General features: G+C 72.4%; 22 protein-coding genes. 12 read left to right on the top strand and 10 right to left on the bottom strand.

Features of this window, described 5'->3' with window-relative positions:
• Positions 1-80 precede the first annotated feature (80 nt).
• Complete coding sequence (locus ACGF3C_RS24380; RefSeq protein ID WP_393225439.1) at positions 81-596, top strand: GNAT family N-acetyltransferase; 516 nt, start codon at positions 81-83, stop codon at positions 594-596.
• Positions 597-825: 229 nt separating this feature from the next.
• Here the strand turns inward: ACGF3C_RS24380 and hemQ are convergent, their stop codons facing one another.
• The 3 genes from hemQ to hemE are packed head-to-tail and all read right to left on the bottom strand — an operon-like array spanning position 826 to position 4,090.
• The gene (gene hemQ / locus ACGF3C_RS24375; protein WP_196921722.1) at positions 826-1,527 is read right to left on the bottom strand and encodes a hydrogen peroxide-dependent heme synthase; all 702 of its coding nucleotides are present in this window, start codon (positions 1,525-1,527) and stop codon (positions 826-828) included.
• Entirely contained in the window at positions 1,524-2,933 is a 1,410-nt protein-coding gene (gene hemG, locus ACGF3C_RS24370; protein WP_393225435.1) for a protoporphyrinogen oxidase, read from the bottom strand. Before hemG ends, hemQ begins: the two co-directional genes overlap by 4 nt.
• 5 nt (positions 2,934-2,938) lie before the next feature.
• Positions 2,939-4,090 (bottom strand): uroporphyrinogen decarboxylase, encoded by a 1,152-nt coding sequence (hemE, locus tag ACGF3C_RS24365; RefSeq protein ID WP_393225432.1) that lies wholly within the window; start codon positions 4,088-4,090, stop codon positions 2,939-2,941.
• Between the two features lie 137 nt (positions 4,091-4,227).
• Between hemE and ACGF3C_RS24360 the strand changes: the two genes are divergently transcribed.
• The 8 genes from ACGF3C_RS24360 to ACGF3C_RS24325 all read left to right on the top strand — a co-directional run bounded on the left by ACGF3C_RS24360 (position 4,228) and on the right by ACGF3C_RS24325 (position 12,294).
• Positions 4,228-4,800 carry a DUF3000 domain-containing protein gene (locus ACGF3C_RS24360; RefSeq protein WP_357207090.1) on the top strand — a complete coding sequence of 191 codons (573 nt, stop codon included), beginning with the start codon at positions 4,228-4,230 and terminating at the stop codon, positions 4,798-4,800.
• A gap of 95 nt (positions 4,801-4,895) precedes the next feature.
• On the top strand, positions 4,896-6,224 hold the full coding sequence (locus ACGF3C_RS24355) for a ribonuclease D (RefSeq protein WP_357220963.1): 1,329 nt from the start codon (positions 4,896-4,898) through the stop codon (positions 6,222-6,224).
• Positions 6,225-6,413: 189 nt separating this feature from the next.
• Positions 6,414-7,610: a thiolase family protein gene (locus ACGF3C_RS24350; protein WP_091400648.1), complete on the top strand. Its 1,197-nt coding sequence runs from the start codon at positions 6,414-6,416 to the stop codon at positions 7,608-7,610.
• The gene (locus ACGF3C_RS24345; RefSeq protein WP_393225428.1) at positions 7,607-9,667 is read left to right on the top strand and encodes a 3-hydroxyacyl-CoA dehydrogenase NAD-binding domain-containing protein; all 2,061 of its coding nucleotides are present in this window, start codon (positions 7,607-7,609) and stop codon (positions 9,665-9,667) included. The genes ACGF3C_RS24350 and ACGF3C_RS24345 overlap by 4 nt, the downstream gene beginning before the upstream one ends.
• Positions 9,668-9,837: 170 nt before the next feature.
• The gene (locus ACGF3C_RS24340) at positions 9,838-10,698 is read left to right on the top strand and encodes a hypothetical protein (protein ID WP_357220957.1); all 861 of its coding nucleotides are present in this window, start codon (positions 9,838-9,840) and stop codon (positions 10,696-10,698) included.
• Between the two features lie 161 nt (positions 10,699-10,859).
• On the top strand, positions 10,860-11,198 hold the full coding sequence (locus tag ACGF3C_RS24335) for a metalloregulator ArsR/SmtB family transcription factor (RefSeq protein WP_357220954.1): 339 nt from the start codon (positions 10,860-10,862) through the stop codon (positions 11,196-11,198).
• Entirely contained in the window at positions 11,195-11,671 is a 477-nt protein-coding gene (locus ACGF3C_RS24330; RefSeq protein ID WP_357220951.1) for an SRPBCC domain-containing protein, read from the top strand. Before ACGF3C_RS24335 ends, ACGF3C_RS24330 begins: the two co-directional genes overlap by 4 nt.
• Positions 11,668-12,294: a dihydrofolate reductase family protein gene (locus tag ACGF3C_RS24325; protein ID WP_393225423.1), complete on the top strand. Its 627-nt coding sequence runs from the start codon at positions 11,668-11,670 to the stop codon at positions 12,292-12,294. The genes ACGF3C_RS24330 and ACGF3C_RS24325 overlap by 4 nt, the downstream gene beginning before the upstream one ends.
• 119 nt (positions 12,295-12,413) lie before the next feature.
• Here the strand turns inward: ACGF3C_RS24325 and ACGF3C_RS24320 are convergent, their stop codons facing one another.
• The 3 genes from ACGF3C_RS24320 to ACGF3C_RS24310 all read right to left on the bottom strand — a co-directional run bounded on the left by ACGF3C_RS24320 (position 12,414) and on the right by ACGF3C_RS24310 (position 14,931).
• Positions 12,414-12,851 (bottom strand): VOC family protein, encoded by a 438-nt coding sequence (locus ACGF3C_RS24320; RefSeq protein WP_357220945.1) that lies wholly within the window; start codon positions 12,849-12,851, stop codon positions 12,414-12,416.
• 239 nt (positions 12,852-13,090) lie between these two features.
• Positions 13,091-14,266, bottom strand: coding sequence for a sensor histidine kinase (locus ACGF3C_RS24315; protein WP_393225420.1), 1,176 nt, complete (start codon positions 14,264-14,266; stop codon positions 13,091-13,093).
• A complete protein-coding gene (locus tag ACGF3C_RS24310; protein WP_357220939.1) occupies positions 14,263-14,931 on the bottom strand; it encodes a response regulator transcription factor in 669 nt (222 codons plus the stop codon). The genes ACGF3C_RS24315 and ACGF3C_RS24310 overlap by 4 nt, the downstream gene beginning before the upstream one ends.
• A 141-nt stretch (positions 14,932-15,072) precedes the next feature.
• Here ACGF3C_RS24310 and ACGF3C_RS24305 point away from each other — a divergent pair, with 141 nt between their 5' ends.
• Positions 15,073-16,224 (top strand): peptidase C39 family protein, encoded by a 1,152-nt coding sequence (locus ACGF3C_RS24305; protein WP_393225416.1) that lies wholly within the window; start codon positions 15,073-15,075, stop codon positions 16,222-16,224.
• Here the strand turns inward: ACGF3C_RS24305 and ACGF3C_RS24300 are convergent, their stop codons facing one another.
• Together ACGF3C_RS24300 and ACGF3C_RS24295 are read right to left on the bottom strand one after the other, a co-directional pair.
• Entirely contained in the window at positions 16,225-17,502 is a 1,278-nt protein-coding gene (locus tag ACGF3C_RS24300) for a PQQ-binding-like beta-propeller repeat protein (RefSeq protein WP_393225413.1), read from the bottom strand.
• Positions 17,499-18,797: a PQQ-binding-like beta-propeller repeat protein gene (locus ACGF3C_RS24295; protein ID WP_393225410.1), complete on the bottom strand. Its 1,299-nt coding sequence runs from the start codon at positions 18,795-18,797 to the stop codon at positions 17,499-17,501. Before ACGF3C_RS24295 ends, ACGF3C_RS24300 begins: the two co-directional genes overlap by 4 nt.
• A 133-nt stretch (positions 18,798-18,930) precedes the next feature.
• On the opposite strand from ACGF3C_RS24295, the gene ACGF3C_RS24290 reads away from it, so the two are divergent.
• Complete coding sequence (locus ACGF3C_RS24290; protein WP_393225407.1) at positions 18,931-20,802, top strand: hypothetical protein; 1,872 nt, start codon at positions 18,931-18,933, stop codon at positions 20,800-20,802.
• On the opposite strand, the gene ACGF3C_RS24285 is transcribed toward ACGF3C_RS24290, so the two are convergent.
• Entirely contained in the window at positions 20,803-22,599 is a 1,797-nt protein-coding gene (locus ACGF3C_RS24285) for a hypothetical protein (RefSeq protein ID WP_393225404.1), read from the bottom strand.
• Positions 22,599-24,554, bottom strand: coding sequence for a hypothetical protein (locus ACGF3C_RS24280; protein WP_393225766.1), 1,956 nt, complete (start codon positions 24,552-24,554; stop codon positions 22,599-22,601). The genes ACGF3C_RS24285 and ACGF3C_RS24280 overlap by 1 nt, the downstream gene beginning before the upstream one ends.
• 224 nt (positions 24,555-24,778) lie before the next feature.
• Between ACGF3C_RS24280 and ACGF3C_RS24275 the strand changes: the two genes are divergently transcribed.
• Entirely contained in the window at positions 24,779-25,972 is a 1,194-nt protein-coding gene (locus tag ACGF3C_RS24275) for a hypothetical protein (protein ID WP_393225401.1), read from the top strand.
• Positions 25,973-26,130: the final 158 nt, after the last annotated feature.

Below are 26,130 nucleotides of genomic sequence, written 5' to 3'. Positions count from 1 at the left end.
GCCGCACCCGGGCGGGGGTGCGGCGCCGGACGGCGGAAAATGCGGTGGTGCCCGGCGATCCGTCCGGGCACCATCGCCGCATGATCGACATCTTGGTGCTCACCTCCGACGACTGGCCCACCTGGCGGGAGCTGCGGCTTGCCGCCCTCGCCGAGGCGCCGGAAGCGTTCGGCTCACGGCTCGCCGACTGGCAGGGCGACGGCGACCGCGAACAGCGCTGGCGCGACCGGCTGAGCATCCCCGGCTCACTCAACCTGGTGGCCGTCCTGGCCGGGCGTCCGGTTGGGATGTCGAGCGGCGTACCCACGATTGACCCGCTCATGGTGGACCTGATCTCGATGTGGGTGCACCCCGACGCTCGCGGCAGCGGTGTCGGCGACCGCCTGGTGGACGAGGTGGCGCGCTGGGCCCAGAAGCGCGGTGCCGAGCGGCTACGGCTCTCCGTCAGGACGGACAACGCGCGCGCGAAGGCCCTCTACCACCGCGCCGGCTTCCGCCTGACCGACGAGCCAGGCGACCTGATGCCCGACGGCGTACGCCCAGAACAGATCATGCTCCGCCCCCTCCAACCACCACACCTCACCCAGTCACGCTGAGCGAGGCGCCCCCGTGCCGCCTCGCCAACCCCCGTGCCGCCCCGTCAACCCCGTGCCGCCTCGCCAACCCCAGCGCCCCTCGTCCAGGCAGCCGGCGCGGCGATCTTGCACTTTCGGTTGCCAGATCGCGGCCTATGCCCCTTTCGTCGGGGCAGAAAGTGCAAGATCGCGGGGGCGGGCGGGCGGGGGCGGGGCGGGGCGGGGCGGGCGCGCGGAAGGCTGGGGGCCGTCAGACCAGGCAGTTGACGATTTCGGCTACTGAGCGGCGGCGGCCGGTGTAGAAAGGGACCTCTTCGCGGACGTGCCGGCGGGCGCCGGAGGCGCGCAGGTCCCGCATGAGGTCGACGATCCGGTGGAGTTCGTCGGCCTCGAAGGCGAGCATCCACTCGTAGTCGCCGAGCGCGAACGAGGCGACGGTGTTGGCCCGCACGTCCGGGTAGCCGCGGGCCATCTTGCCGTGCTCGGCCAGCATCTCGCGCCGCTCGGCGTCGGGCAGCAGGTACCACTCGTAGGAGCGGACGAATGGGTACACGCAGATGTAGGGGCGAGCCTCCTCACCGGCCAGGAACGCCGGAATGTGACTCTTGTTGAACTCCGCCGGCCGGTGCAGCGCCATCTGCGACCACACCGGGGTGAGCGCCCGGCCCAGCGTGGTGCGGCGGAACCGCAGGTAGGCGTCCTGGAGCGCGTCGGGGGACGCGGAGTGCCACCAGATCATCACGTCCGCGTCGGCGCGCAGCCCGGAGACGTCGTACACGCCCCGGACCACCACGTCCTTACCGGCCAGCTCGTCGAAGAGGGACACCACCTCGCCGGTGACGTTGTCCCGCAGCGACGGCAGCGGGGAGCTGGCCCGGAACACCGACCACATGGTGTAGCGGATGCTGTCGTTCAGCTCCCGCAACCGGGCCGCGTTGGTCTGCTCGGTCATCTCGCCGATCCTCCCAGTGCTGTGATGATCTCTTCGGCCGCCGTCTCGCCGGAGCGGACGCAGACCGGGATGCCGACGCCGTCGTAGCCGGCGCCGGCGAGGACCAGTGTGGGGTGCGCGGCCCGCAGCGCCGTCCGCGCGGCGCCGAGCCGGTCGGCGTGCCCCGGCGCGTACTGCGGCAGCGCGCCGCCCCACCGCTGCACGTGCCCGTCGACCGGGGCGGGCAGCGAGGTGCCGAGCACCGCAGACAACTCCCGGTGCACGGTGGCCGCCAGGTCCGCGTCGGGGCGCTGGAGATGCGCCTCCTCGCCGTACCGGCCCACCGAGGCGCGTACCACTGCCAGCCCGTCCGGCTGGCGCAGGTGCCCCCACTTGGTGGTGAAGAAGGTCGCCGCCTTGATCAGCAGGCCCTCGGTGCTCGGCACCAGGAAGCCGGACAGCTCGGGTAGTCGCGGCTGCGGCAACGCCATGGTGACCAGCGCGACGCTCGCGTAGTCCAGCGCGCCGACACCCGCCGCCACCGTCGGCGCGGGGCCGGCGAGCAGCCGCGCCGCCGGACGCGCCGGCACGGCCAGCACCACAGCGTCCACGTCGACCAGTTCACTGTCGCGGGTCGGGCCGACGGTGAGCCGCCAACCCGTGTCGGTCGCTGTCAGCTCGCGCACTGCGGCGTCCCGCCGTACCGTCGCGCCGCTGGCCGTCACGGCGGCCTCGACCAGGGTGCTGAGCCCACCGGCGAGGGTGCCGAAGACCGGGGCGCCGGGCACGCGCGGCGCGGCGGCCTGCGCGGCCCGGACCGCACCGACCAGGGTGTGCTCCACCCGGGCCGTGCGGGCCAGCGCCGGCATCGTCGTGACCAGGGAAAGATCGTCGGCGCGGCCCGCGTACACGCCGCCCAGCATCGGGTCGACCAGCCGCTCGACCACCTCGTCGCCGAAACGGGACCGGACCAGCGCGCCCACCGAGACGTCAGCGTCCGGCCCGACCAGCGGCCGACCGCCGTCGGTGTCGGCGTCCGCGGCCGGGCGGGCGACAGTGGCCACCCGATCCAGATCCCCGGGTACGCCCACCAGGGTGCCGCCCGGGATGGGGCGCAGCCCTCCGTCGATGACCAGCGCGGCCTGCCCCACAGTGGGGTGCACGATCTTCTCGGCCAGCCCGAGCCGGCGGGCGAGGGCCACCGCCGCGCTCTCGGCGCCGGTCGGGTCGCGCATCAGGAAAGACTCCGCGCCGAACTCCACCGGCTGACCGGCCAGCTCCCCGGTGCGCAGCTTGCCGCCCAGCGCGCCGGACTGCTCGTACACAGTGATCTCGGTGCCGGCGGGTGCGCGGTCGCGCAGGCGGACCGCGGCGGCCAGCCCGGCGATCCCGCCGCCGACCACCGCCACCCGCCAGGGCCGCCGCATTCCGGTCAGCCCTGGTCGGCTCGGCGGCTGGACAGCTCGTGCACCAGCGCGACCACCCGGGTCAGCACCTCCGGGTCGGTCTCCGGCATGACCCCGTGGCCGAGGTTGAACACGTGCCCGGGGGCCGCCCGGCCCTGCTCCAGGATGCGGCGCACCTCGGCCTCCACCACCGGCCACGGCGCGAGCAGCACGCACGGGTCCAGGTTGCCCTGCACCGCCTTGTCCGCGCCGATCCGGCCGGTGGCCACGTCCAGCGGCGTACGCCAGTCGACGCCGACCACGTCGGCCCCGGCCTCGCCCATCGCGCCGAGCAGCTCGGCGGTGCCCACCCCGAAGTGGATCCGGGGCACCCCGGCGGGCGACCGCTCCGGCTCGGCGCGTCTGTCGCCGCGCTCCGACCCGGAGCAGTCGTCAGCCAGCCCGCTCAGCACGGTGGTCGAGTGCGGCAGCACGAAACGGCGGTAGTCGGCCTCGGAGAGCGCGCCGGCCCACGAGTCGAACAGCTGCACGGCGGAGACGCCGGCCTCGATCTGCACCCGCAGGAAGGCAAGCGTCACGTCGGCCAGCCGGGCGCACAGCGCGTGCCACAACTCCGGGTCGCCGTACATCAGGGCCTTGGTCTTCGCGTGGGTGCGCGACGGCCCGCCCTCGACCAGGTAGCTGGCCAGCGTGAACGGCGCACCGGCGAAACCGATCAGCGGGGTGTCGCCGAGCTCGACCACCAACTGCCGGACGGCCTCGTCGACGTACGAGACGTCGTCGCGGGTGATCCGGCGGATGCGCTCCACGTCGGCGGCGGTGCGGATCGGCTCGGCGACCACCGGGCCGGTGCCTGGCACGATGTCCAGGTCGATCCCGGCGGCGGCGACGGGCACCACGATGTCGCTGAACAGGATCGCCGCGTCCACGCCGTGGCGGCGCACCGGCTGGAGGGTGATCTCGGTGACCACCTCCGGGCGCCGGCAGGACTCCAGCATCGGCACGCTCGCCCGGATCTCCCGGTACTCCGGGAGGGAGCGGCCGGCCTGGCGCATGAACCAGACCGGGGTGTGCGGGACGGGCCGACGTCGGCAGGCCCGAATGAAGGCCGAGTCGGCCGGTCCGCCGGGGCGGGATTCTCCGTCTCGGGCGACAGTGCCCGTGGTGTCCGTGGTCATCGCCGCAATCGTGCCACGCCCACCACCGGAAACCGGGTGGGGGTGAGAGGAAGGGCACCGTTCCTTACGCCCGGTGCCCTTCACGAGCGTCGGCGCGCCGTCGAAGCGGGCGACGAACGGCGGCATAGGCTGCCGACATGGCCCCCCCGATCGCGCTCCCGGAGACGTTCGCCCGCGCGGTCGCCGGGCTGCGGTCGGCCGCCCCCCGGCCGGAGATCACCCTGGAGGAGGTCGGCGCCCCCCAGCGGTTGGCCCCGTACGCGTTCGCGCTCGCCGCGACAGTGCTGCGCGACGACGACGAGGTGGCGACCGGTCGGCTGATCCTGCTGCACAACCCGGTCGGGCACGAGGCGTGGCAGGGCACCCTGCGGCTGGTCACCTACGTGACAGCCGAGTTGGAGGTCGATCTGGCCGCCGACCCGCTGCTGCCCGGGGTCGGCTGGACGTGGCTGACCGACGCGTTGGACGCCCAGGACGCCGGCCACCGGGCGATCGGCGGAACGGTGACACAGACCATGTCGACCCGGTTCGGCGATCTCGCCGGGCCACCGACCATCGGTGACATCGAGATTCGCGCGTCCTGGACGCCGGTCGACGACGACCTGACCCCGCACCTGCTCGGCTGGTGCGCCCTGCTCGCCTCCACCGCCGGGCTCCCCCCACCGGGCGTCACAGCCCTCGCCGACCGCCGCCCGGCCGGCGCAGCCTGACGTTCGGCCCTCGGGAGGACATCTTGCGGACACCTGATCGACACACGCCGGACCGGCTGCACCCGCCGGATCTCCGCGCGCACTAGGGTTGGCAGGTGACCGACGAACCACCCCTGCGCCGTCGGCCCACCGAAGAACTTCCGGGAAACGCACCCCAGCACCCGCCGTCGGCCCAGCCGCAGCCGGCGGGCGAGGGGGCTGACCCGGCCGACGGTGGGCCCGTTCCGCTGATCGCCCCGCGTGACGGCACCCCCGATCCGGTGGCCGCCCCGGCCGAGCTTGCCGAGGTCGTGGCCCGCTTCGCGGCGGGCACCGGCCCGGTCGCGCTGGACGCCGAACGGGCTTCCGGCTACCGCTACAGCCAACGGGCCTACCTCGTTCAACTTCGCCGGGCCGGTGCGGGCACGGCGCTGATCGACCCGCTGCCACTGCCCGACCTCAGCGCGCTGGACGCGGTGATCGGTGAGGCCGAGTGGGTCCTCCACGCGGCCAGCCAGGACCTGCCCTGCCTGGCCGAGGTGGGGTTGCGTCCACGCCGACTGTTCGACACCGAGCTGGCAGCTCGGCTGGCCGGGTTCGAACGCGTCGGGCTGGCCGCGCTCACCGAGCAGCTGCTCGGGTTCACCCTGGAGAAGCACCACTCGGCGGCCGACTGGTCGAGCCGACCGCTGCCCGAGTCGTGGTTGACGTACGCCGCCCTCGACGTGGAGCTGCTCACCGACCTGCGCGACGCGCTGGACGCCGAGTTGACCCGGCAGGGCAAGTCGGCCTGGGCCGCGGAGGAGTTCGCCGCGCTGGTCCGCACCGGGGCACGCCCACCCCGGGTTCGGGCGGAGCCGTGGCGGCGCACCTCGGGCATCCACCGGCTGCGGGGGGCGCGGGCGCAGGCCCGGGTCCGCTCGATGTGGTACGCCCGGGACCAGATCGCGTCCCGGCGCGACGCCGCTCCCGGTCGGGTGCTGCCCGACTCGGCGATCATCGCCGCGGCCGAGCTGGACCCGAAGGACGAGAAGACCCTGCTGACCCTGCCCGGCTTCGGCGGTCGGTCGGTCCGTCGGCTGGCCCGCACCTGGCTCGCCGCGCTCGACGACGCCCGGCAGCTACCGGAGGATTCCCTGCCGGTCTCGCCGGCCGTGGAGGGCCCGCCCCCACCACACCGATGGGCCGAGCGGGACCCGGTGGCGGCCGGTCGGCTGGCCCGCTGCCGGGAGGTCGTGATCCGCATCGCCGGCGAGCACAACCTGCCGCCGGAAAACCTGATCACTCCGGATTCGGTCCGCCGGCTGGCCTGGACCCCGCCGGAGGAGATCACCGAGGAGTCGGTGGCGGAGACCCTGCGCGGCCTCAACGCCCGCGAGTGGCAGATCGGCCTCCTCATCTCCGACCTGACCGAAGCCCTGACCCCAAAAACCCCAACCCCCTAACCCCGCCCCGCCCCGCCCGTTGATCATGAAGTTATTGCCAGGACACGCCGATGCCGATGGCAACAACTTCATGATCAACAGGGCGTTGGCGCGCGCCGATGTGGGGTGGGCCACAGCGGGGGGTCGGGACGGGGTTGGTTACTGACGAGTAGCATTCGGGGCAACGTGCCCCTCGGCTAGGAGGCTCAAGTGCCCCGTGAAGTTCGCGACGTCGTCTTCGTCGACGGCGTCCGTACCCCGTTCGGCAAGGCGGGTGGCATGTACGCCAACACCCGCGCCGACGACCTGGTGATCCGCTGCATCCGGGAACTGCTGCGTCGTAACCCGCAGCTGCCCCCGGAGCGCGTCGAGGAGGTCGCCATCGCGGCCACCACCCAGATCGGCGACCAGGGCCTCACCATCGGCCGCACCGCCGCCCTGCTGGCCGGGCTGCCCAAGACCGTTCCCGGCTTCGCCATCGACCGGATGTGCGCGGGGGCGATGACAGCGGTCACCACCGTGGCCAGCGGCATCGCCATGGGCGCGTACGACATCGCCATCGCCGGTGGCGTCGAGCACATGGGCCGCCACCCGATGGGTGAGGGCGTCGACCCCAACCCGCGCATCATCGCGGAGAAGCTGGTCGACCCGTCCGCGCTGGTGATGGGCTCCACCGCGGAGAACCTGCACGACCTGGTCCCGCACATCACCAAGGCACGCACCGACGCGTTCGCGCTCGCCTCGCAGCAGAAGACCGCCAAGGCGTACGCCAACGGCAAGCTCCAGGACGACCTGGTGCCGATGTCGATCCGCGACGCCGAGGGCGGCTGGGGCCTGGCCACCGTGGACGAGGCCCCGCGGGACACCTCGCTGGAGAAGCTCGCCACCCTGAAGACCCCGTTCCGCCCGCACGGCAAGGTCACCGCGGGCAACGCGGCCGGCCTGAACGACGGCGCCACCGCGAGCCTGCTGGCCGACGAGGCCACCGCCCGCGAGCTGGGTCTGCCGGTCGCCATGCGGCTGGTGTCGTTCGGCTTCGTCGGAGTCGAGCCGGAGGTGATGGGCGTCGGCCCGATCCCGTCGACGGAGAAGGCGCTGCGCCTCGCCGGGCTCAGCATCGACGACATCGGCCTGTTCGAGCTGAACGAGGCCTTCGCCGTGCAGGTGCTCGCCTTCCTCGACCACTTCGGCATCGCCGACGACGACGCGCGGGTCAACCCGTGGGGCGGTGCGATCGCCATCGGTCACCCTCTCGCGTCCTCCGGCGTACGGCTGATGACGCAGCTGGCCCGCCAGTTCGCCGAGCACCCCGAGGTCCGCTACGGCCTCACGGCGATGTGCATCGGCATCGGCATGGGCGGCACTGTCATCTGGGAGAACCCGCACTGGGAGGGTGGCAACAAGTGAAGGCACCGAACGAGGTCGTCACCCGGGCGCTGCTGCGCCAGGTGAACGTGCCGGGGCTGGACCGGCCCGCCGCCCTGATCACGCTGGACAACGGCTTTGACCACACCAAGCCGAACACCTTCGGCCCGGGTGGGTTGGCCAGCCTGGACGAGGCGATCAGCGCCGCGCTCGCCGCCGACCCGGCGTTCATCGCGGTCACCGGCAAGCCGTACATCTTCTGCGTGGGCGCGGACATCGTCGGCCTGCCGCAGCTCGCCGACCGCGCGCAGGTGCTGGAGATCGGCCGGCTCGGCCACCGGGTCTTCGCCCGGCTCAAGGACAGCACCGTTCCCACCTTCGCGTTCGTCAACGGCGCGGCGATGGGCGGTGGCCTGGAGCTGGCGCTGCACTGCCACTACCGGACGCTCTCCGGGGGCGCGGCGGCCCTCGCGCTGCCCGAGGTGTCCCTCGGTCTGGTGCCGGGCTGGGGCGGCACCCAGCTGCTGCCGAACCTGATCGGCATCCCCGCCGCGACCCAGGTGATCATCCAGAACCCGCTGATGCAGAACAAGATGCTCAAGCCCAAGCAGGCCGCCGAGCTGGGCATCGCGGACGTCCTGTTGGAGCCGGCGGACTTCCTGGAGCGGTCCCTGGAGTGGGCTGCCGGCGTGGTCCGCGGTCAGGTCACAGTGACCCGACCCGAGGTCGACAAGGACATGTGGGCGGGCGTGCTCTACTTCGCCCGGGAGACGCTGAACCAGCGGCTGCACGGCGCGGTCCCGGCCGCGTACAAGGCGCTCGACCTGCTGGAGACGGCGAAGGACGGCGACTTCGCCGCCGGCACCGCCGCCGAGGACGAGGCCCTCGCGGACCTGGTCTTCTCCGAGGAGTTGCGCAGCGGCCTGTACGCGTTCGACCTGGTGCAGCGGCGGGCCAAGCGCCCGGCCGGCGCACCGGACAAGGGCCTGGCTCGCACGATCACCAAGGTCGGCATCGTCGGCGCGGGTCTGATGGCCAGCCAGCTGGCGCTGCTGTTCGCCCGCCGCCTCCAGGTGCCGGTGGTGATGACCGACCTCGACCAGTCCCGGGTGGACAAGGGCGTCGGTTACGTGCACACCCAGATCGAGAAGGCCGTCACCAAGGGCCGGATGGACAAGGGCACCGCCGCCAAGCTGTACGGCCTGGTCAGCGGCACTGTCGACAAGAGCGCGTTCGCCGACGCCGACTTCGTCATCGAGGCCGTCTTCGAGGACCTGGGCGTCAAGAAGCAGGTCTGGGCCGAGTTGGAGAAGGTCGTCTCTCCGGAGGCGGTGCTCGCCACCAACACCAGCTCGCTGTCGATCACCGAGATGGCCGCCGAGTTGGAGCACCCGGAGCGGGTGGTCGGCTTCCACTTCTTCAACCCGGTGGCGGTGCTGCCGCTGTTGGAGATCGTCCGGGGCGAGCGCACCGACGACGTCACCCTGGCCACCGCGTTCGCTGTGGGTAAGCAGCTCAAGAAGTCGAGCGTGCTGGTCAAGGACGCTCCGGCGTTCGTGGTGAACCGGCTGCTCACCCGCTTCCTGGGCACCGTCTTCGCCGCCGTCGACGCCGGCACCCCGCTGGACGTGGCGAACAGCGCACTGGACCCGCTGGGCCTGCCGATGCGTCCGCTCGCTCTGCTCCAGTTGGTCGGGCCGGCCGTCGCGTACCACGTGGGCGGCACCCTGCACGCCGCGTACCCGGACCGGTTCGGGGTCAGCGAGAACCTCAAGCGGATCGCCGACTCCGGTCAGCCGATCGTGGTCGATGACGAGGTCAACGAGGAGGTCGCCAAGCTGCTCGTGGTGGGTGACCAGCCGTTGACCGCCGAGCAGGTGCGCCAGAACGCCCTCGACGCGCTCGCGCAGGAGATCCGGCTGATGCTGGACGAGGGCGTGGTCGCCGAGGCGCAGGACATCGACCTGTGCATGATCCTGGGCGCCGGCTGGCCGTTCCACCTGGGCGGTGTCACGCCGTACCTGGACCGGACCGGCACCTCCGAGCGGGTCACCGGCCAGCGGTTCCTGCCGCCCGGCGCGGCGAGCCTGCCCGCCTGACAGATCGCAGCACCACGGTCGCGGTGGTCGGATCGTCCCTATCGGACGGACCGGCCACCGCGACCGTTTGTGGTCAGACGATCGCGGGATGCGGGTTTCCGCGGGGACGGCGGCGGGCATCGCGGCGGGTTAGGATCACGCGTTTTGCAACCCCATCTTGGAGCTGACTGATGTCTCAGCCGCCGGCCAATCCCTACGGCCCGCCGCACGATTCCCCCGACCCGTCGCAGCAGCCGGGCCAGCAGCCTGGCGGGTGGCCGCCGCCGCAGCAGCAGGGACAGCCGCAGCAGCCCGGTGGTTACCCGCCCGCGCAGCCGGGTCAGCCGTACGCGCAGCAGGGCTTCCCGCCCGCGCAGCCCGGTTTCCCGCCGGCCCAGCCTGGCTTCCCACACGCGCAGCCGGGTCAGCCGTACGGTGACCCGAACCTGGCCGGCGGTCCTCCCCCGGCGAAGAAGTCGAACGTCGGCAAGATCGTGCTGATCGTGTTGGCAGTGGTGCTGGTGCTCTGCGTCGGCGGCGCGGCGATCATCTGGGCCGTCGCCAAGGGGCCGGTGAACGAAGCGCTGGACGCCAGCAAGACCCGGGTGGTCGCGCCGACCACCCTCGCCGGCCGGCCGAAGCTCACCAACCCGGAGCTCCTGACGGCCGCTGAGCAGGCGGTCGCCGGGATGAAGACGGCGGCGGGAAACGAGACGAGCACTGTCGCCGCCTTCTACGGCGACCCGACCAAGCAGGACCTCGTCATGATCGCGGGCGTGTCCGGGCTGCTGTCGGACCCGAAGAAGGAGCTGGACGCCTATGTGGACGGCCTGTCCAAGCAGCTGACGGTGGACACGATGACGGCCGTCGACGCCGGCCCGCTCGGCGGTGAGGCGCGTTGCGGCGACGGCAAGGCCGAGACCGTGCCGCTGGGCATCTGCGTCTGGGCCGACCGGGGCAGCCTGGGCATGGTGGTGATGTACTTCAAGTCCGCCGACCAGGCGAAGGCCGAGTTCACCGCGATCCGGGGCCAGGTCGAGCAGCAGTCCTGATCCGTACGCGACCGGGGCCCCGGCCACCTGAAGGTGGCCGGGGCCCCGATTGCTTCTCCTGAGGCACGCCAACCGACCGGCGGTGGCACGTCAGCGCACTCCCCGCGGCCGCCAATACTTTGCCCTTGCGCTAAGTATCATCTCCCGAAATACTTAGCCGCATGGCACAGTATTCGGCGCAGCTCGACGGCGTGTTCGTCGCCCTCGCCGACCCGACCCGGCGCTGGGTCATCCGACGCCTCGGCCACGGTCCGACAAGCGTCGGCGACCTCGCCCGCGAACTTCCGATGACCCTCCCCTCGTTCATGAAGCACGTGCGGACGCTCGAGTCGAACGGGCTGATCCACACGACCAAGTCCGGCCGGGTGCGCACCTGCGTGCTCAACCGCGAGCGCCTCGCTGTCGTCGACGACTGGCTCGCGGAGCAGCGCAGGGTCTGGGAAGAGCGCACGGATCGCCTGGAACGCCTCGTCACCGATCAGCAGGAGAACCAGCAATGAATCCCGACCTGGACCTGACCATGGCGCGGGTCATCCGCGCCCCCCGCGCCACCGTGTGGGCCGCCTGGACCGACCCGTCCCGCTTCGAGAAGTGGTGGATACCGGCACCGGCACTGTGCCGCGTCGACCGCTTGGACGTCCGGCCCGGTGGCGCACTCGTGACCCGACTGAGCGACGACGGGGTGGAGTTCGTCCCGCACCTCGACGCGTGCTTCCTCGTCGTCGACGACCTCGAACGGATCGTGTTCACCAACGTGATCGACAGCGCCTGGCGGCCCGCGAATCCCACCCCGGTCCCGATGACGGCGGAGATCACCATGAAGGAGCATCCGGACGGCACCGACTACCGGATCATCGTCCGCCACGGTGATCCCGCCGCTCGTGACCTTCACGAGAAGATCGGCTTCGCGGACGGCTGGGGCTCGGTCACCGAACAACTCGCCGGGCTCGCCGAGAGCCAGGAGGCGCTGTGAAGATCGTCCTTACCGAGTTCGTCACTCTCGACGGCGTCAGCCAGGGGCCCGGCTCGCCGACCGAGGACACGAGCGGCGGCTTCACCCTGGGCGGCTGGCTCGTGCCCTACCTGGACGAGGTCTTCGTCCGCCGCACCTCGCAGTGGTTGGGTCTCGCCGACGGTCTGCTGCTCGGACGGCGGACCTACGAGGCGTTCGCTCGCGACTGGCCGCAGATCACCGACCCGAACGATCCGTTCACCGAACGGATGAACTCACTACCGAAGTACGTCGTGACCAACACCCTGGCGGAGGGTGGTTGGCACCCGACGACAGTGCTCCACGGCGACCCGATCCACAGCGTCGGGGAGCTCAGGGCGCAGCCAGGACGGGAGCTCCAGATTCACGGAAGCGCACGACTTGGCAAGGCTCTGTTGTCCGCTGGCCTCGTCGACACACTCCGACTCGTCGTGGCCCCCACCGTGGCCGGCTCCGGGCGGCGGCTGCTCGACCACCCGAACGCGCCCGTCGGCCTCCGACTGGTTCACCACGAAGCGACGGCGAAGGGCCTGCTCCTGCTCGAGTACGAGCATGTCGGCGCCGCCCCGACGGCGCAGTACGAAGGCGCGACAGCCTTCGTCTAGTCACCGCGACACGGCCCGGCCACCGCCTGGATCTCGCGATCAGGCCCCGCCCCGACAGCGGGAAGCCGGGGCACCGGCCACGCGAAGGTGGCTGGTGCCCCGGTGCCGTACGTCGACCATCAGGCCGGTTCGGCAACCTCCGACGTGGCGAGCGCCGCTGCCGCTGCCCGCGCCGCCGCCGCTGCCGCCCGTTCGTCGGCGTTGCCGAGCACGCAGAACTCGTTGCCCTCGGGGTCGGCGAGCACCACCCAACCTCCACCGGTCGGGCTGACATGGTCGGCGACGAGCGTCGCGCCGATGCCGAGTAGTCGCTCGACCTCCTCGGCCCGGGTCCGGTCGGCGGGTTGCAGGTCCAGGTGCAGCCGGTTCTTCACTGTCTTGCCCTCGGGCACCTCGATGAACAGCACCTCCGGGCCACCCGGGGGCAGAAGCATCGCCTCCGGGTCGCCCGGGAAGTCGTCGGGCTGCCGGGGGCAGTCGAAGACCTGCGACCAGAAGCCGGCGAGGGCGTACGTGTCGTGACAGTCGATGCTGATGTTGTGGATCGTCGAACTCACAGTGGTCCTCCACGGTGGTGACGTGGTGCGGCCCGTGTACCCGGCGCACCACGCAGGAACTGGTTCCCCTTCGAGTGGGCGATCAGCGCCCGACCCGTGCGGGGGCGCTCCGCCTCCGGGACGTCAGCCGACGCTGACCCGGGGCGCGGAGCCGAGACTGGTGGACATCGACGCACCCCCTTCCCTGTCGAGCTGACGACGTGATCGTGCCATCGGCCGAGCGAGGTGCGCAACCCCGGTCAGCTGGCGGCGGACACCGTCGCGGACGCCGTCGGGGCGTCCGACGACGGCAGGGTGACAGTGACCTCCAGGCCACCGCCAGGCTGCGCGACCACCCGTACGGTGCCGCCGTGCGCGGTGCAGACCGCCCGGACGATGGACAGCCCCAGGCCGGAGCCACGGGCACCGGTGCGTTCCCGGCCACCACGGCGGAACGGCTCGAACAGCCCCGGCACGTCGGCCTGGTCCACCTCGAAACCGGTGTTCCCCACCACCAGCCAGGACCGGTCACCGTCGGTGCCGGTACGCACCCAGAGCCGACCGTGCAGGTGGTTGTAGCGGACCGCGTTCTCGATCAGGTTTCCGGCCAACCGGTCGAGCAGCCCCGGATCGCCGACGACCGGCGCGGACTCCAGCGACGTCTGCACCCGCAGGCCGATCCGTTCCACCTCGCGGCGCATCGCCGACAGTGCGTTGGCGGTGCCCGCGGCGAGGTCACACTCGGTACGCCGGCCGAGCTGCCGTCCGGCCTGCGCCTCGCTGCGGGCCAGCACCAGCAGCGCGTCCACCAGGCCGTTGGCCCGCTCGGAGGCGTCGCGGACCACTGTCGCCATCCGTCGGTACTCGGCGGTGTCCGCGTCGTCGTCGCTGAGCGTCACGTCGATCTCCGTACGCATCACCGCCAGCGGGGTACGTAGCTCGTGCGAGGCGTTCGCCACGAAACGCTTCTGGGCCTCGAAGGCGGACGCGATCCGATCCAGCATCGCGTCGAACGTCTTGGCCAGCTCGGCCACCTCGTCGTCGGCGCCCGAGTAGCCGATCCGCTGGTCCAGGGTCGCCTCACCCAGCCGCTGGGCGGTCGCCGTGACCTGGTGCAGTGGGCGCAGCGCCCGACCGGCCACCGCGTACGCGCCGGCCACCCCGACCACGCTGATCGCCAGCAGCGCGACCAGGCCCTTGGCCAGCAGTTCCCCGGAGGCGGCATCGACCAACTGCCGCTGCCACTCGGCGGCGTCCATCCGCCGGCCGTCGGAGAGCAGCACGATCGTGCCGGGCACCAACTCGTCGGTGGGTCGCAACGCGTCGCGGACCAGCAGCCAGGCCAGCAACACCAGGATCGCTCCGGCCCCGACCAGCAGCACCCCGTTGAGCAGGGTCAGCCGCAACCGCAGAGTGGGTCGCAGCCGGCGGCTCACGCGCTCACCTCGGCGGTGCGGTAGCCCGCACCGACCACCGTCTCGATCAACGGCGGGTCGCCGAGCTTCTTGCGTAGCGTCATCACGGTGACCCGGACGATGGTGGTGAACGGATCGGTGTTTGCGTCCCAGACCCGTTCCAGCAGCTCCTCGCTGGAGACCACCGCGCCACGCGCCCTGAGAAGTTCGCTGAGCACCCCGAACTCCTTGTTGGTGAGGTCCACCGGCACCCCGCCGCGGGTGGCCACCCGGCGGGCCGGGTCGAGCACCAGGTCGGCCAGTTCGAGCACCGGAGGCGCGGCCGGGGTCGCCCGCCGGCCCAGCGCCTGCACCCGGGCGACCAGCTCGTCGAAGGCGAACGGTTTGGGCAGGTAGTCGTCAGCGCCGAGCTGCAAGCCCTCCACCCGGTCGGCCACCGTGCCGCTGGCGGTGAGCATCAGCACCCGGGTCAACGCGCCGGAGGACGCCAGGTCGGCGCAGATCTGGTCGCCGTGCACACCCGGCAGGTCGCGGTCGAGCACCACCACGTCGTACCGGGTGACGAACGCCGCCTCGTGGCCGGCGTCGCCGTCGTACGCCACGTCGACAGCCATGCCCCGCTTGCGCAACCCCCGCGCGATCGCGTCGGCGAGGTTGCGCTCGTCCTCGACCACCAGTACCCGCATCCCGGCCTCCTCGCTGCTGACCACCGACAACCTAGTGCCGGCGGGCAACCATCGTCCCTCGCCGTCCGCGCCGGCCGGCGTTGCGGGCCACCTCGGCGTACGCGATGCTGGCCGGCGGTATCGAGCGACGAACGGACTGGCATGACCACTGCGGCACCACCCACCCGGCGGGACATCGCCTACCGGGCCTTCCACCTGCCGGCCGACCTGACCAGCGGCAGCGGCGACGGCCTGCTCGCCGGCGGTCGAGGGCTCATCCTCGACGGCGTCGCCGAACGGGGCACCTGGACGTCGCCGCCGGTACCTGTCGGCTTCGCCGTCGCCGAGGTGGTGCCGTCCTGGACGGCGGACACCCCCGACGGCTGCTGGATCGAGGTCGACCTGCGCGGCTGGCACGACGACGCGCCCAGCACCGACTGGTACCGGCTGGCCCGCTGGGCCGCCGGCGACGACACCGTACGGCGCACCTCGCTGCCCGGACAGCGCGACAGTGCCGCCCGGGTCGACACCGACACCCTGATCGTGACCGGAGCGACGGTCACCGGTTGGCAGACGCGGGTGACCTTGTGCCGGCCCGCCGGCAACCCGACCGGGCCGGTGCTGCGCAGCATCGGCGCTGTCGCCACCGGCCCCGCGACGGTCGACCAGGGCTACGCGGGGGAACCCGTCTCGTCCGCCGCCTGGGGCCGGGTGCTGGAGGTGCCCCGCTACTCGCAGCGGCTGCACGCCGGCCAGTACCCGCAGTGGGGTGGTGGCGGTGACTCCTGGTGCAGCCCCACCTGCACCTCGATGGTGCTCGCCTACTGGGGCGCCGAGCCGACGCCGGACCGCTACGCCTGGGTGGAGCCGTCCGGCCCGCGTCCGGTGGTGGTACACGCCGCCCGGCACTGCTACGACCACGCGTACGCCGGGGCCGGCAACTGGCCGTTCAACACCGCGTACGCCGGTCTGCACGGGGTGGACGCGTTCGTCACCCGGCTGCGGTCGCTGGTCGAGGCGGAGGAGTTCGTCGCCGCCGGCATCCCCCTGATCGTCTCCGCCGCGTTCCGGGCCGACGAGGTGCCGGGGCTCGGGTACGACACCGGTGGGCACCTGATGGTCCTGGTCGGCTTCACCGCCGACGGCGACCCGGTGCTCAACGACCCGTACGCCCCGGACGACGACGCGGTCCGTCGCACAGTGCCCCGGCAGGCGTTCGAGGCGGTCTGGCAACGCGGCAGCGGTGGGGTGGCGTACGTGCTGCGACCCGCGTCGGTGCCGCTGCCCCCGCCACCCGCCCAGGCCAACTGGTGATCAGTCGGTCAGTTTCCAGAGCTGGTACCCGCCGGCCGCACTGCACACCAGGTAGCCGGTGATCGCCTGACACTCCCCGGTGGCGTCGGGCAGCACGTCCACGATGCGCACCTCTCCGGCGCCGACGTCCAACTCACCGACGAGCACTCCTGCGTCGGGGTGCCGCCGTATGCCGACCAACCGGCCGCCGGGACCGAGTTGGTACAGCTCCCACCGGCCCAGGTCCGCCACCTGCTGGCCGGTCAGCGCATCGAGCACGATGTACTGCTCCAGCGGACCGATTCCGCTGATGTTGGCCATCAGCCGGCCGCCGGTCGGCCAGGCCCACCCCCACTGGGTGCTGCTCCAGCGCACCTCGCCGGTTGCCGGGTCGAGCGCCTGCAGCTCGTTGTTGCCGGTGCGCACACACAGGACGGGGCCGCAGTCCAGCGCGAAGTCGACATGGAGCCTGGCGCGGGTCCAGCGGGCGTCAAGCTGGTCCAGCCCGTACGCGGTGACGGTGCCCGAGCCTCTGTCGATGGCCAGCAGCAGGTCCTTCGTCAGGTCCAGGCCGATCCGACCACCGTCGGGCGGGCGCAGGTCGGCGCGGGCCAGCACCGCGCCGGTGATCGCGTCGCGTACCTCGACCGGCCCGTCCGCCTCGCTGAGCACCACCCGGTCCACCCCGCGCTCGGTGCCCCGCACAGTCGTCTCGGCGCTGGCGCCGGAGAGCTGCCATCGCACGGTGCCGCAGCACGGATCGACCGCGCGCAGAGTGGACGGTAAGGTCTCGCCGCCGCTACGCAGCAGCACGTTGCCGTCGGTCAGCTTGGAGACGGTGCCCGGCTGCTGCCACCGGTACGCCCCGGTCGCCCGGTCCAGCGCGACGGTGATTGTGTCCCGACCGTCCGGGCCGATCTCGTAGCCGGTGGCCAGCAGCATCCCGGCCAGTGGGGTCATCCCCCAGTACCTGGCCTCCGCCGACAGCGGCGCCTGCCAGACCGGCTCGCCGCCGGGTAACCGATAGGCGGACACCCGCGTCCGTCGGGTCGTGGTGGTGGTCGGCTCCAGGACCAGGAGGAGGTCACCGTCGACCATGACGTCGGACCCGGACCGGACCGGCAGCGTCACCGGGGCCGGCCGGGATGGTGTGACGACAGAGCCGGCGAGCGTGACAAGCGCGAGCACCACGACCAGCGCCAAGCGCAGCGGACGACCATGAGCGCGGGGCGGGCGGGGCACCGGGTCCGGGTCCGGGTCGTGCCGCAGCTCACCGAGGTCGATCACCGGCCCGGTCATCGCGTCAACCGCCACAGCGCGGTGGTGCCGTCGAGGCGCTGGCAGAGCAGGACCGGCAGGGACGCCTGGCAGCTGCCGGCGATACCCGGCAGCACGTCGACGATCCGCGTCCGACCGGCCACCAGGTCCAGTTCGGCGACGACCATCCGACCGTCGTCACTTCGCCGCACACCGACCAGCGGATCGTCCGGCCCCAGCACCGGCATCAGACTCCACACGCCCAGTTCGGTTCGTACCTGCCCGGTGGCCGCGTCCCGCACCGCGTACCCCTGGCCGGGCCTGGCCATCAGCAGCCGACCGTACCGGACGTCGGCCAGGACGTCCTGGCCCGGTTCCGACCATTGCACCGAGCCGGTGGCCGGGTCGAGCACCTGGAGGCCGCCGGTCTGCGGCACCGCGCAGAGCAGACCGGCGCATTCGAGCACATGCGACACCAACGTCACCTCCGCCGTCCACCGTGGCTCCAACTCGGCCAGCCCGAAGCTCACCAGCCGGGTGCTGCCCGGCGGAACGAGCAGCAGCAGGTCGTCGACGATCTGCACCCGCTGGTACGCCGACCGGTCACCGGACAGCGTGTCGATGCTGCGCAGCAGCTGGCCGGTGTCGGCGTCGTGCACCTGCACCTCGCCGGTCGGTTGCAGGAGCACGAACCGGTCGACCTGCCCCTCGGACGTGAGGTGGTAGGTGGGGCTGGCGGCCGGCGGGAGCGGCACCGACCAGAGCACCAGGCCGTTGCCGGGCTCGACCCCGCTCATCGCGCCCGACCCGTCCTCCCGGCCATTGGTCACCAGCAGGCCACCGCCGGGGGTCGGCTGGGGAGCACCGGGATGCTGCCAGCGTTGCCGGCCCGTCGCGCTGTCGAAGGCGGTGGTCTGGAACCGCCGGTTCGGGGCGTTGACCGCCAGCGCCAGCACCAGACCCCGTTCGACCCGGACCTCGAGGTAGTTGGCCGTGCGGGCCAGCGGCGCCTGCCACCGCCGCCGCACCCCGACGCCGGTCGGTGCCGGCTGGGCGTACGCGGTCAGGTACCGCTCCCCGTCGGGTGCCGGCGGATCGACCACGTAGACCCCGTCCCCGGCCAGATACGCGGTGGCCATCCGCGACCCCGGCACCACGCTCACCGTGCGCTGCGTCGGCGGCGCGGCACCGGCCAGCATCACCAGGCTGAGAAGCAACACAGTCGCGCTGCGCAGCGGGCGATCGACGGCGCGCGGGCGGCGAACCGGAGGTGCCGACGTGGGCTCGTCGCTGATCTCGCCCAGCTCGATGATCGACAACGACCGTCCTTCCGTCACCAGGTAAGGCTGGCCGACGAGTCACCGCCCGGCAAACCGACCGTCAGCGCACCGGCCCGGCAAAAGTGACGGAACCCCGCCTGTACGATGGCGCGTCGTGGCTGTGCCGGTGGTAGACCCTTCGCTGATTCCCGTGACCGACGCCGACCCGGTCGAGGCCGAGTCGACACGGCGGCCTCGACGCCGTCCGGCCCGAGCCGACCTGTTGGCCCTCGGAGCCTATGTGCTGCTGGGCGTCTTCGTCTGCCTCAACTACTGGGGTGACGTCAACGGCCGGGTCTCCTCGCACCTGCCCACCGACCACAGTTGGTTCGAGTGGCTGTTCGCGCACGGCGAGTACTCGGTGCGGCACCTGGAGAACCCGCTGTTCACGGCCCGTCAGAACGCCCCGGACGGGGTGAACATGATGGCCAACACCTCGCTGCTCGGGGTGACCCTGCCGCTGGCCCCGCTGACCATGCTGCTCGGCCCCCAGGTGATGTACGCCGTCTACCTGGGCGCGGCGCTGGCCGCCACCGCCGGCACCGGGTACTGGATGCTCTCCCGCCACCTGGTGCGCTCCCGGGCGGCGGCGTTCGTCGGCGGCGCGTTCCTCGGCTTCGCGCCGGGAATCATCCACCACGCCAACGGCCAACCGAACTTCGTCTCCAACTTCCTGCTCCCGCTGATCGTGGTGCGGGTGCTGACCCTGGGTGAGCCGGGCCGGTGGCGACGCAACGGCCTCGTGCTCGGTGCGCTGGTGGCGTACCAGATCTTCATCAACGAGGAGATGCTGCTGCTCACCGCGCTGGCCTGCCTGGTCATCGTGCTGGCGTACGCCGTGCAGCGGCCGCGCGCCACCCGGGCCGCCGCCAGCACCTTCCTGGCTGGACTCGGCGTCGCCGGCGGGCTGGCGCTGGTGCTCACCGCGTACCCGATCTGGTTCCAGTTCAACGGCCCGCAGTCCTACCGGGGGCTGCAGGGTGGCGTGTTCCACAACTGGGGCGAGGACCTGGTCGCCTTCGTCACGTTCGCCAGGGACACCTGGGCCGGTGACCCGGCAGTGGAGAAGACGATCGGTCTGACCGAGCAGAACACCTGGTTCGGTTGGCCGCTGGTGCTGCTCTCGGTGGTGGCTCTGGTGCTGCTCGTACGCCGCTCGCTGGCCGCCCGGATTGCCGCGGTGCTCATCGTGGTGTTCAGCGTGGCCGCGATCGGGCCGTTCGTGCGCTTCAACGGTGTGGAGACCGGCGTGCGCGGCCCGTGGTCGTACGTGTCGGACGACCTGCCGCTGGTCGAGATGATGATGCCGACCCGGTTGACGCTGGTGGTCGCGGCCGCGGTGGGCGTACTGCTCGCGTTGACCTGGGACGCCGCGCACCGCCAGGGGCGCGCGGTGGCCGACCGGCCGCGGGTGCCGGCCCAGCGCGTCGACGACGCGACCCCGGCGACGACCGACGCCGAGCCGGCCGCGCCGGCCGCGCCGGCCGCCTCCCGCCGCCGGTGGCTGCGCCCGGTGGGGTACGCGGCGGTTGCCCTCGCCGTGCTGCCGCTCTTCCCCCGCCCGCTGCCCGCTCAGCAGATCGACCCGCCGCCGCACTTCATCACCGCGGGCGGCTGGCGACCGTACGTGCCGGCGGGTCGCACCCTGGTGCCGGTGCCGATCCCGAGCAACGTGCACGGTCTGCCGACGCTGCGGTGGAGTGCGCTGACCGGGCAGGAGTTCCCCGTTCCGGGCGGCTACTTCATCGGCCCGAACGAGCTGGGTGAGGGGGTCTTCGGCGCGCCGAACCGACCGACCAGCACCCTCGTCTACTCGACAATGGACAGTGGCACCGTTCCGGCGCTGACCGACGAGAACCGCCGGCAGGCCGTCGAGGACCTACGGTTCTGGCGGGCGTCGGTGGTGGTGCTCGGGGCGCACCCCCGCGAGGCTGTGCTCCGTGAGCTGGTCACCGCCCTGATCGGGCCACCGCAGCGGGTCGACGACGTCTGGGTCTGGGACGTGCGCGCCCTGGTGGGTTAGTCAGCCGACCCGGTCCCGGACGTCCCACAACCATCCGCCGTCGACCGGTCGGCCCGGGCCGAGCAGGTCGTCGACGGTTCGGCGGACCGGGTCACCGTGCTCCAGGTGCCCGAGTACGACCACGGCGGCACGCCAGTGCCGCAGGTCCTCGACCACCTGGCGGCGGTCGATCTCGTCGAGCACCGGCACCACGCCGGTCTCGGCCACCTGCCGCAACAGCACCGACGTGGGCCGGTCCGGCGAACCCCAGCGGGCCGCCGGGTCGTCCGGGCCGCTGGGGCCGATGAAGTAACCGCCCGGCGCGGCGAACCCCAGACCGGTACGGGCGGACCAGAGCATCACCGGGCTGCGCCCGGCACCGGTGACCGGGGGCACCGCGACCACCGTCCGACCGGGCGGCACCAGCGGACGCCAGCCACCGGCGGCGAGAAACCCCGGCACCGGCGCGACCGGCACCACGCGGATCGGCGTCGGAAACAGGGGCAGCAACGCGGCGGCGACCGCGCCGGCCCACAGCAGCCGCACCGGTAGGCCCGGTGCCACACCCGGCCCCCGCGCGGCCCGGACCCGGTCCACTGACAGCGCCACCAGCACCCCCAGCACCGGTACGCAGACCAGCGCGAACCGGGCCGGCACCGCGAGATCGAGCAACGGCAACCCGCCGACCAGCCGGTACAGCCCCGGAATGCCGGTGGCCGCACCGTCCACCCGCAACTCGTCGCCGAGCGAGAGCAGGGCGAAGACCACGCCGCAGGCGGCCAGTGCCCGGACCAGCGGTCGTCGCCACTGCCAGATCACGATCACCACGGCGAGCACCAGCAGGCCCGGGCCGAAGAACGAGTTCTCCTCGGTCGGATTCGGCGAGAGCAGCCCCGGCAGCCAGTCGTCACCCAGCACGGTCTGCCGGGCCGACGCGGTGAACGAGGCGACGTCCAGTTGGAAGCCCTGCGTGGCGAACGCCATCCCGGAGTAGTGCTGCGGGCCGTAGAACTGGAACCACAACGGGTACGCCAGCGGCACCCCCGCCACGCCGGCCGCCACCGCGAGCCGACCGAAGAGGGCCGGCGCCAGCCGTCGTGCGGCCACCCGGTCGGCGAGCGCGTAACCCAACGCGAAGACGCCGGCCGCGAGCACCAGGAAGACCAGCACCTCCTCGCCGATGAAGACCTGCCAGACGAGCAGCAGTCCCAGGGCGACGCCGGGCCGCCACACGCCGTCTCGTGTCGTCTCCGAGGCCGGCCGGAACACCAGGGCGAGGATCGCGGGCACCAGGAACTGGGCGGCGATGTGCAGGTGGGCCCCCGCCTGGGCGATCATGCCCGGGGCGAAGCCACAGATCAGCCCACCCACCGCGGCCGGGGCCCGGGTGCCGACCAGCCGGCGGCGCAGCAGCACGTACCAGGCGACGGCCGTCCCGGCGAGGCAGCAGACGACAGCCACGCAGAACGCCACCTGCGAGCCGAAGAGCACTGTGACCGGGGTGAGCGGAACACCCAGACCGAGCACCGACGTGTTCGCCATCAGGTTGACCCCGTCGGGCGCGTTCAACCCGGTGCTGAAGAGCGGGTTCTCCCCCTCGACCACCGCATGCGCCGCGTGAGCCAGCATCCACTCGAAGAGGATCTGGTCACCCGCCTGGTGGAACAGCCGCCACGGGTGACCCCACTGCCCGCTGGTCACCAGCACCGCGAGGCCCAGATAGCCGGCCACCACCAGCGCGTCCCGCAGCCAGGCCGAGCGGGACGCGCCGACCGTCGCCGGGGGCGAGATGTTCGGGGACGTCGTCCCGGTGGTCATCAGACCGAACGGTCGGTGAGCGTCCGGACGTCCCAGACCCACACGTCCAACTCCTGGCGGCCCGGACCGACCAGCTCCTCGACAGTACGACGCAGTGGCTCGACGTTCTGCTGCCGCACCGGCAGCACCAGGATCGCCGCCCGCCAGTGCCGCAACTCGTCGGCGAAGCGCCGACGCTGCCGGTCGTCAAGCTTGGGCGTACGCCCGGTGGTCGCCACCTCCTCCAGCATCTGACCCACCCCGCTGGGACGACCGCCGAACCGGCCCGCGTCACCGGTGTTGCCGTTGCGGGGCGCGAGGAAGTAACCGCCTGGGATCTTGAAGTCGAGGTTGGTGGCCGCCGCCCAGCGCATGCCGTGCGTGTTGCCCATGCTGGGCACCGGGATCGGCACCAGCGTCTGGTCCGGCCCGACGTACGCCCGCCACCGGTCCGCCGTGATGAAGTCCGGCACCGGCGGCCGGGAGACCATCCGCAGCGGCATCGGTGCGATCGGCAGCAGCGCGAAAGCCAGACCCGCGGCGGTCAGCACCCGGACGGTACGGCGGTCGGCCGGGCGTAGCGCCCAGGCCCGCTCGACGGCGAGCGCCAGCAGCAGGCCGATCACCACGCTGGTGATGAGCCCGAACCGGGTCGGCACCACCGCGTCCAGCAGCGGCAGGTGGACCAACCACTGCCACGGTCCGGTGATCAGCTCGCGGTCCCACCAGGAGACCCGCTCGCCGAGGGAGAGCACGGCGAAGAACACGCCGGTCGCCGCGAGCGCCCGAACGATCAACTCCCGGCGCAGCCAGACCACGATGCCGATGGCCAGCATCGACAGGCTCCAGCCGAAGAAGGCGTTCTCCTCGGAATAGTTCGGCGCCAGGTTGATGTTGGCTCGCTGGTTGCCGCCGAGGGTGGGCGAGCCGGGGGCGAAGAAGGCGGCGATGTCGTTGCCGTAGTCCTTCACCGCGTCGCTGAGCCCGTGGTAGGCCATCGGCCCGGCGAACTGCACGTAGAGCGGGTACGCCAGCAGCGCCCCCGCCAGCAGCGCGCAGGTCACCACGCCGACGCCCAGGGGCCGCCAGGCCGCTCGCCACCGGGCCGGCTCCTGGGCCAGCACCGCCAGCAGGAAGACGCCGCAGGCCAGCGCCGTGAAGAGCAGGATCTCCTCGTTGATGAACGCCTGCGCGGTGACCAGCAGGGCGAGCAGGGCCCCGTCCCGAACCGGTTTTCCGGAGCGGGTGAGCACCAGCACCCGCCACACGATGAACGGCAGCAGGAACTGGCTGATGATGTTCGGGTGCCAACTGGCGTGCGAGAGCATCGCGGGCGAGAACCCGCAGAACCAGCCGCCGACCGCAGCCGCGAGCGGGGTACGCACCAGGTGGCGGGAGAGCATCAGGTACCAGGCCATCGCGGTGCCGGCGAGACCGAGCGTGACCAGCACCACGAAGGAGACCGCCGGCCCGAAGAGCAGCGTCACCGGGACCATCGGGATGCCCAGCGCCAACACGGCCGTGTTGGCCATCAGGTTGACACCGTCGGGGTAGTTGAACTGCTCGGTGTAGAACGGGTACTCGCCGTGCAGCACCACGCGTACCGAGTGGGCGAGGAAGAACTGCACCTGCGCCGGGTCACCGGTGTAGAGCGAGGCCACCCGACCGGAGGGGTCCAGCCAGATCCGGCTGGTCACCCAGAGTGCGGCGAGCAGAAACAGCCCGCCCACCGCCAGATGCTGCCGACGCCGAGTCCACCGCCGCCACCGTGCTCGCGTCGGCACCGCGCTCTCGGCCGGCACCGCGCTCTCGGCGGGCGCTTCGGGCTCGGCGGGCGCTTCGGGCTCGGCCGGCGCTCCTGGGGCAGCCGGCGCTGTGGCCGGGTCGGCCGGCGCTTCGGGATCGGCCGGCGCTGTGGTGGGGGCGGCCAGCGCGGGCGGGCCGGCGAAGAGACCGGCCGGTGTGCGGTAGCTCACCAGCTCGGCGGAGTCGGCTACCGCCTCCGGGTGCGGCGCGGGCAGGGCGCGGGACTCGGCAGGCGTCACAGTCGGCGGAGTCTACCGGAGCAACCAAAACGCCCTAAACCCCCGGTGGTGTCCATTGTGGTGCTTCGGATGCCGGCCAACTGAGGCGCCGCATCGGACATCTCGTACTATGGCGCTTTCCGACAGCGACGGTGAGGCGATCGGGGGCGGGCCAGGTGACTCCAGGCCGTCGGTACGGCAGGGCGCTTCCCGTCCTGCTGAGCGCGCTGCTGGCCGGCACGGCGTGCGGTCCGGTAGCCGAGCGGAAGCCGCAGGACCTCCGGGTCGGGTACGACAGCCTGGACGGCACCCTCGCCGTATGGCCGCCCCGGGGCGACCTCTCCAGCGACGCCACGGCGACATCGGCGATCACCGCGGCGGTCCGGAGCTGGCGGTCTCCGGCCGACGACCGCGCACACCTGCCCTCGTCGGGCATCCTCTTCTCCGGTCGGGTCGACGGCGCCCCGGTGGCGCTGGTGGCCGCCGACGTGCCCGGCGAAAGCGCGTCCTGGCTTCTGCAACTGACTCGCGAGGGCGACCGGTACACGGTGACCCGCGCCACCGAGTACACCGATCCGGGTTACCTCGTCTACTCCGACGTGCTGCCGGTGCAGACGGCCGGCGGCCGGCGTTACCTGGTCTCGGCCCGGGTGCAGAGCCTCCTCGGGCCCAAGGACCGGACGTTGACCATCGCGGACGGTCTCAGCGCACCGGTCGACGTGCCGTCCTGCACCGCCGTCGGCGTGACCGCGACCCTGCGAACCACGGAGTCGCTCCCCCGCGGTCGGGCCGCCGACCGGCTGCTCGACCTGGGCACCGGCACCGTCGACCCGCGCTACCCGTTGGTCCGCGACGAGTCCGGCACGGGCCGGCGTGCGCTCAGCGGTCTGGACACCTGCGTGCTGTCCGGCGACCGGGGCCCCTTCGGCAGCATCCCGCGCCGGATCGGGGACCGGGACGCCCCACGCTCGGTGCCGACGTCCTGGCCGATGGCGAAACTCACCGTACGCTCGCTCGGTGAAGTGGCCCTCGGCGGCGGCGAGCCGGCCGAGTTGCAGCAGCTCAGCTGGGACACCGACGCCGGCGCCATGACGGCGGTGATCTATCGACCTGCCGACGGGAGCGCGCCCGTCGTCTCACCCGCCGACCGGGCCACCCCGTTGCAGGCGTACCAACTGCCGGTGCCCGGTCAGCCGCTGGTGGTGCTGAGCTGGCGGGCCACCCGGGACAGCTCCCTGTCCGTTCCCCCGGGCACTCCCCTGCTGGTCGAGCGCCCCGGCCTGGTGGTCGTCCCGACCCCGTCCCGCTCCCAGACCTACAGCCTCGCCAACACCGACAAAACCCACTACCGCTCAATCTCCCCCCGCTAACCCACCCGCCCCGCCTCTCACCCCGCACACCCCGCCGGGCCAGGCCGGAACAGGCCGGGCCGGGCCGGAACAGGCCGGGCCGGGCCGGAACAGGCCGGGCCGGGCCGGAACAGGCCGGGCCGGGCCGGAACAGGCCGGGCCGGGCCGGAACAGGCCGG

It is taken from the genome of Micromonospora sp. NPDC047762, from assembly GCF_043204655.1.
GTDB lineage: Bacteria > Actinomycetota > Actinomycetes > Mycobacteriales > Micromonosporaceae > Micromonospora.
Note: the sequence above shows the minus strand (reverse complement) of the source record. Positions and strands in the feature narration are given on the sequence as shown.

Coding starts and splice junctions, on each gene's coding strand:
- ACGF3C_RS24360 (WP_357207090.1), top strand. CDS start 4,228: ATGGCCCCCCCGATCGCGCTCCCGGAGACGTTCGCCCGCGCGGTCGCC.
- hemG (WP_393225435.1), bottom strand. CDS start 2,933: ATGCGGCGGCCCTGGCGGGTGGCGGTGGTCGGCGGCGGGATCGCCGGG.
- ACGF3C_RS24335 (WP_357220954.1), top strand. CDS start 10,860: ATGGCACAGTATTCGGCGCAGCTCGACGGCGTGTTCGTCGCCCTCGCC.
- hemQ (WP_196921722.1), bottom strand. CDS start 1,527: ATGACCGAGCAGACCAACGCGGCCCGGTTGCGGGAGCTGAACGACAGC.
- ACGF3C_RS24330 (WP_357220951.1), top strand. CDS start 11,195: ATGAATCCCGACCTGGACCTGACCATGGCGCGGGTCATCCGCGCCCCC.
- ACGF3C_RS24305 (WP_393225416.1), top strand. CDS start 15,073: ATGACCACTGCGGCACCACCCACCCGGCGGGACATCGCCTACCGGGCC.
- hemE (WP_393225432.1), bottom strand. CDS start 4,090: ATGACCACGGACACCACGGGCACTGTCGCCCGAGACGGAGAATCCCGC.
- ACGF3C_RS24380 (WP_393225439.1), top strand. CDS start 81: ATGATCGACATCTTGGTGCTCACCTCCGACGACTGGCCCACCTGGCGG.
- ACGF3C_RS24300 (WP_393225413.1), bottom strand. CDS start 17,502: ATGACCGGGCCGGTGATCGACCTCGGTGAGCTGCGGCACGACCCGGAC.
- ACGF3C_RS24310 (WP_357220939.1), bottom strand. CDS start 14,931: ATGCGGGTACTGGTGGTCGAGGACGAGCGCAACCTCGCCGACGCGATC.
- ACGF3C_RS24340 (WP_357220957.1), top strand. CDS start 9,838: ATGTCTCAGCCGCCGGCCAATCCCTACGGCCCGCCGCACGATTCCCCC.
- ACGF3C_RS24285 (WP_393225404.1), bottom strand. CDS start 22,599: ATGACCACCGGGACGACGTCCCCGAACATCTCGCCCCCGGCGACGGTC.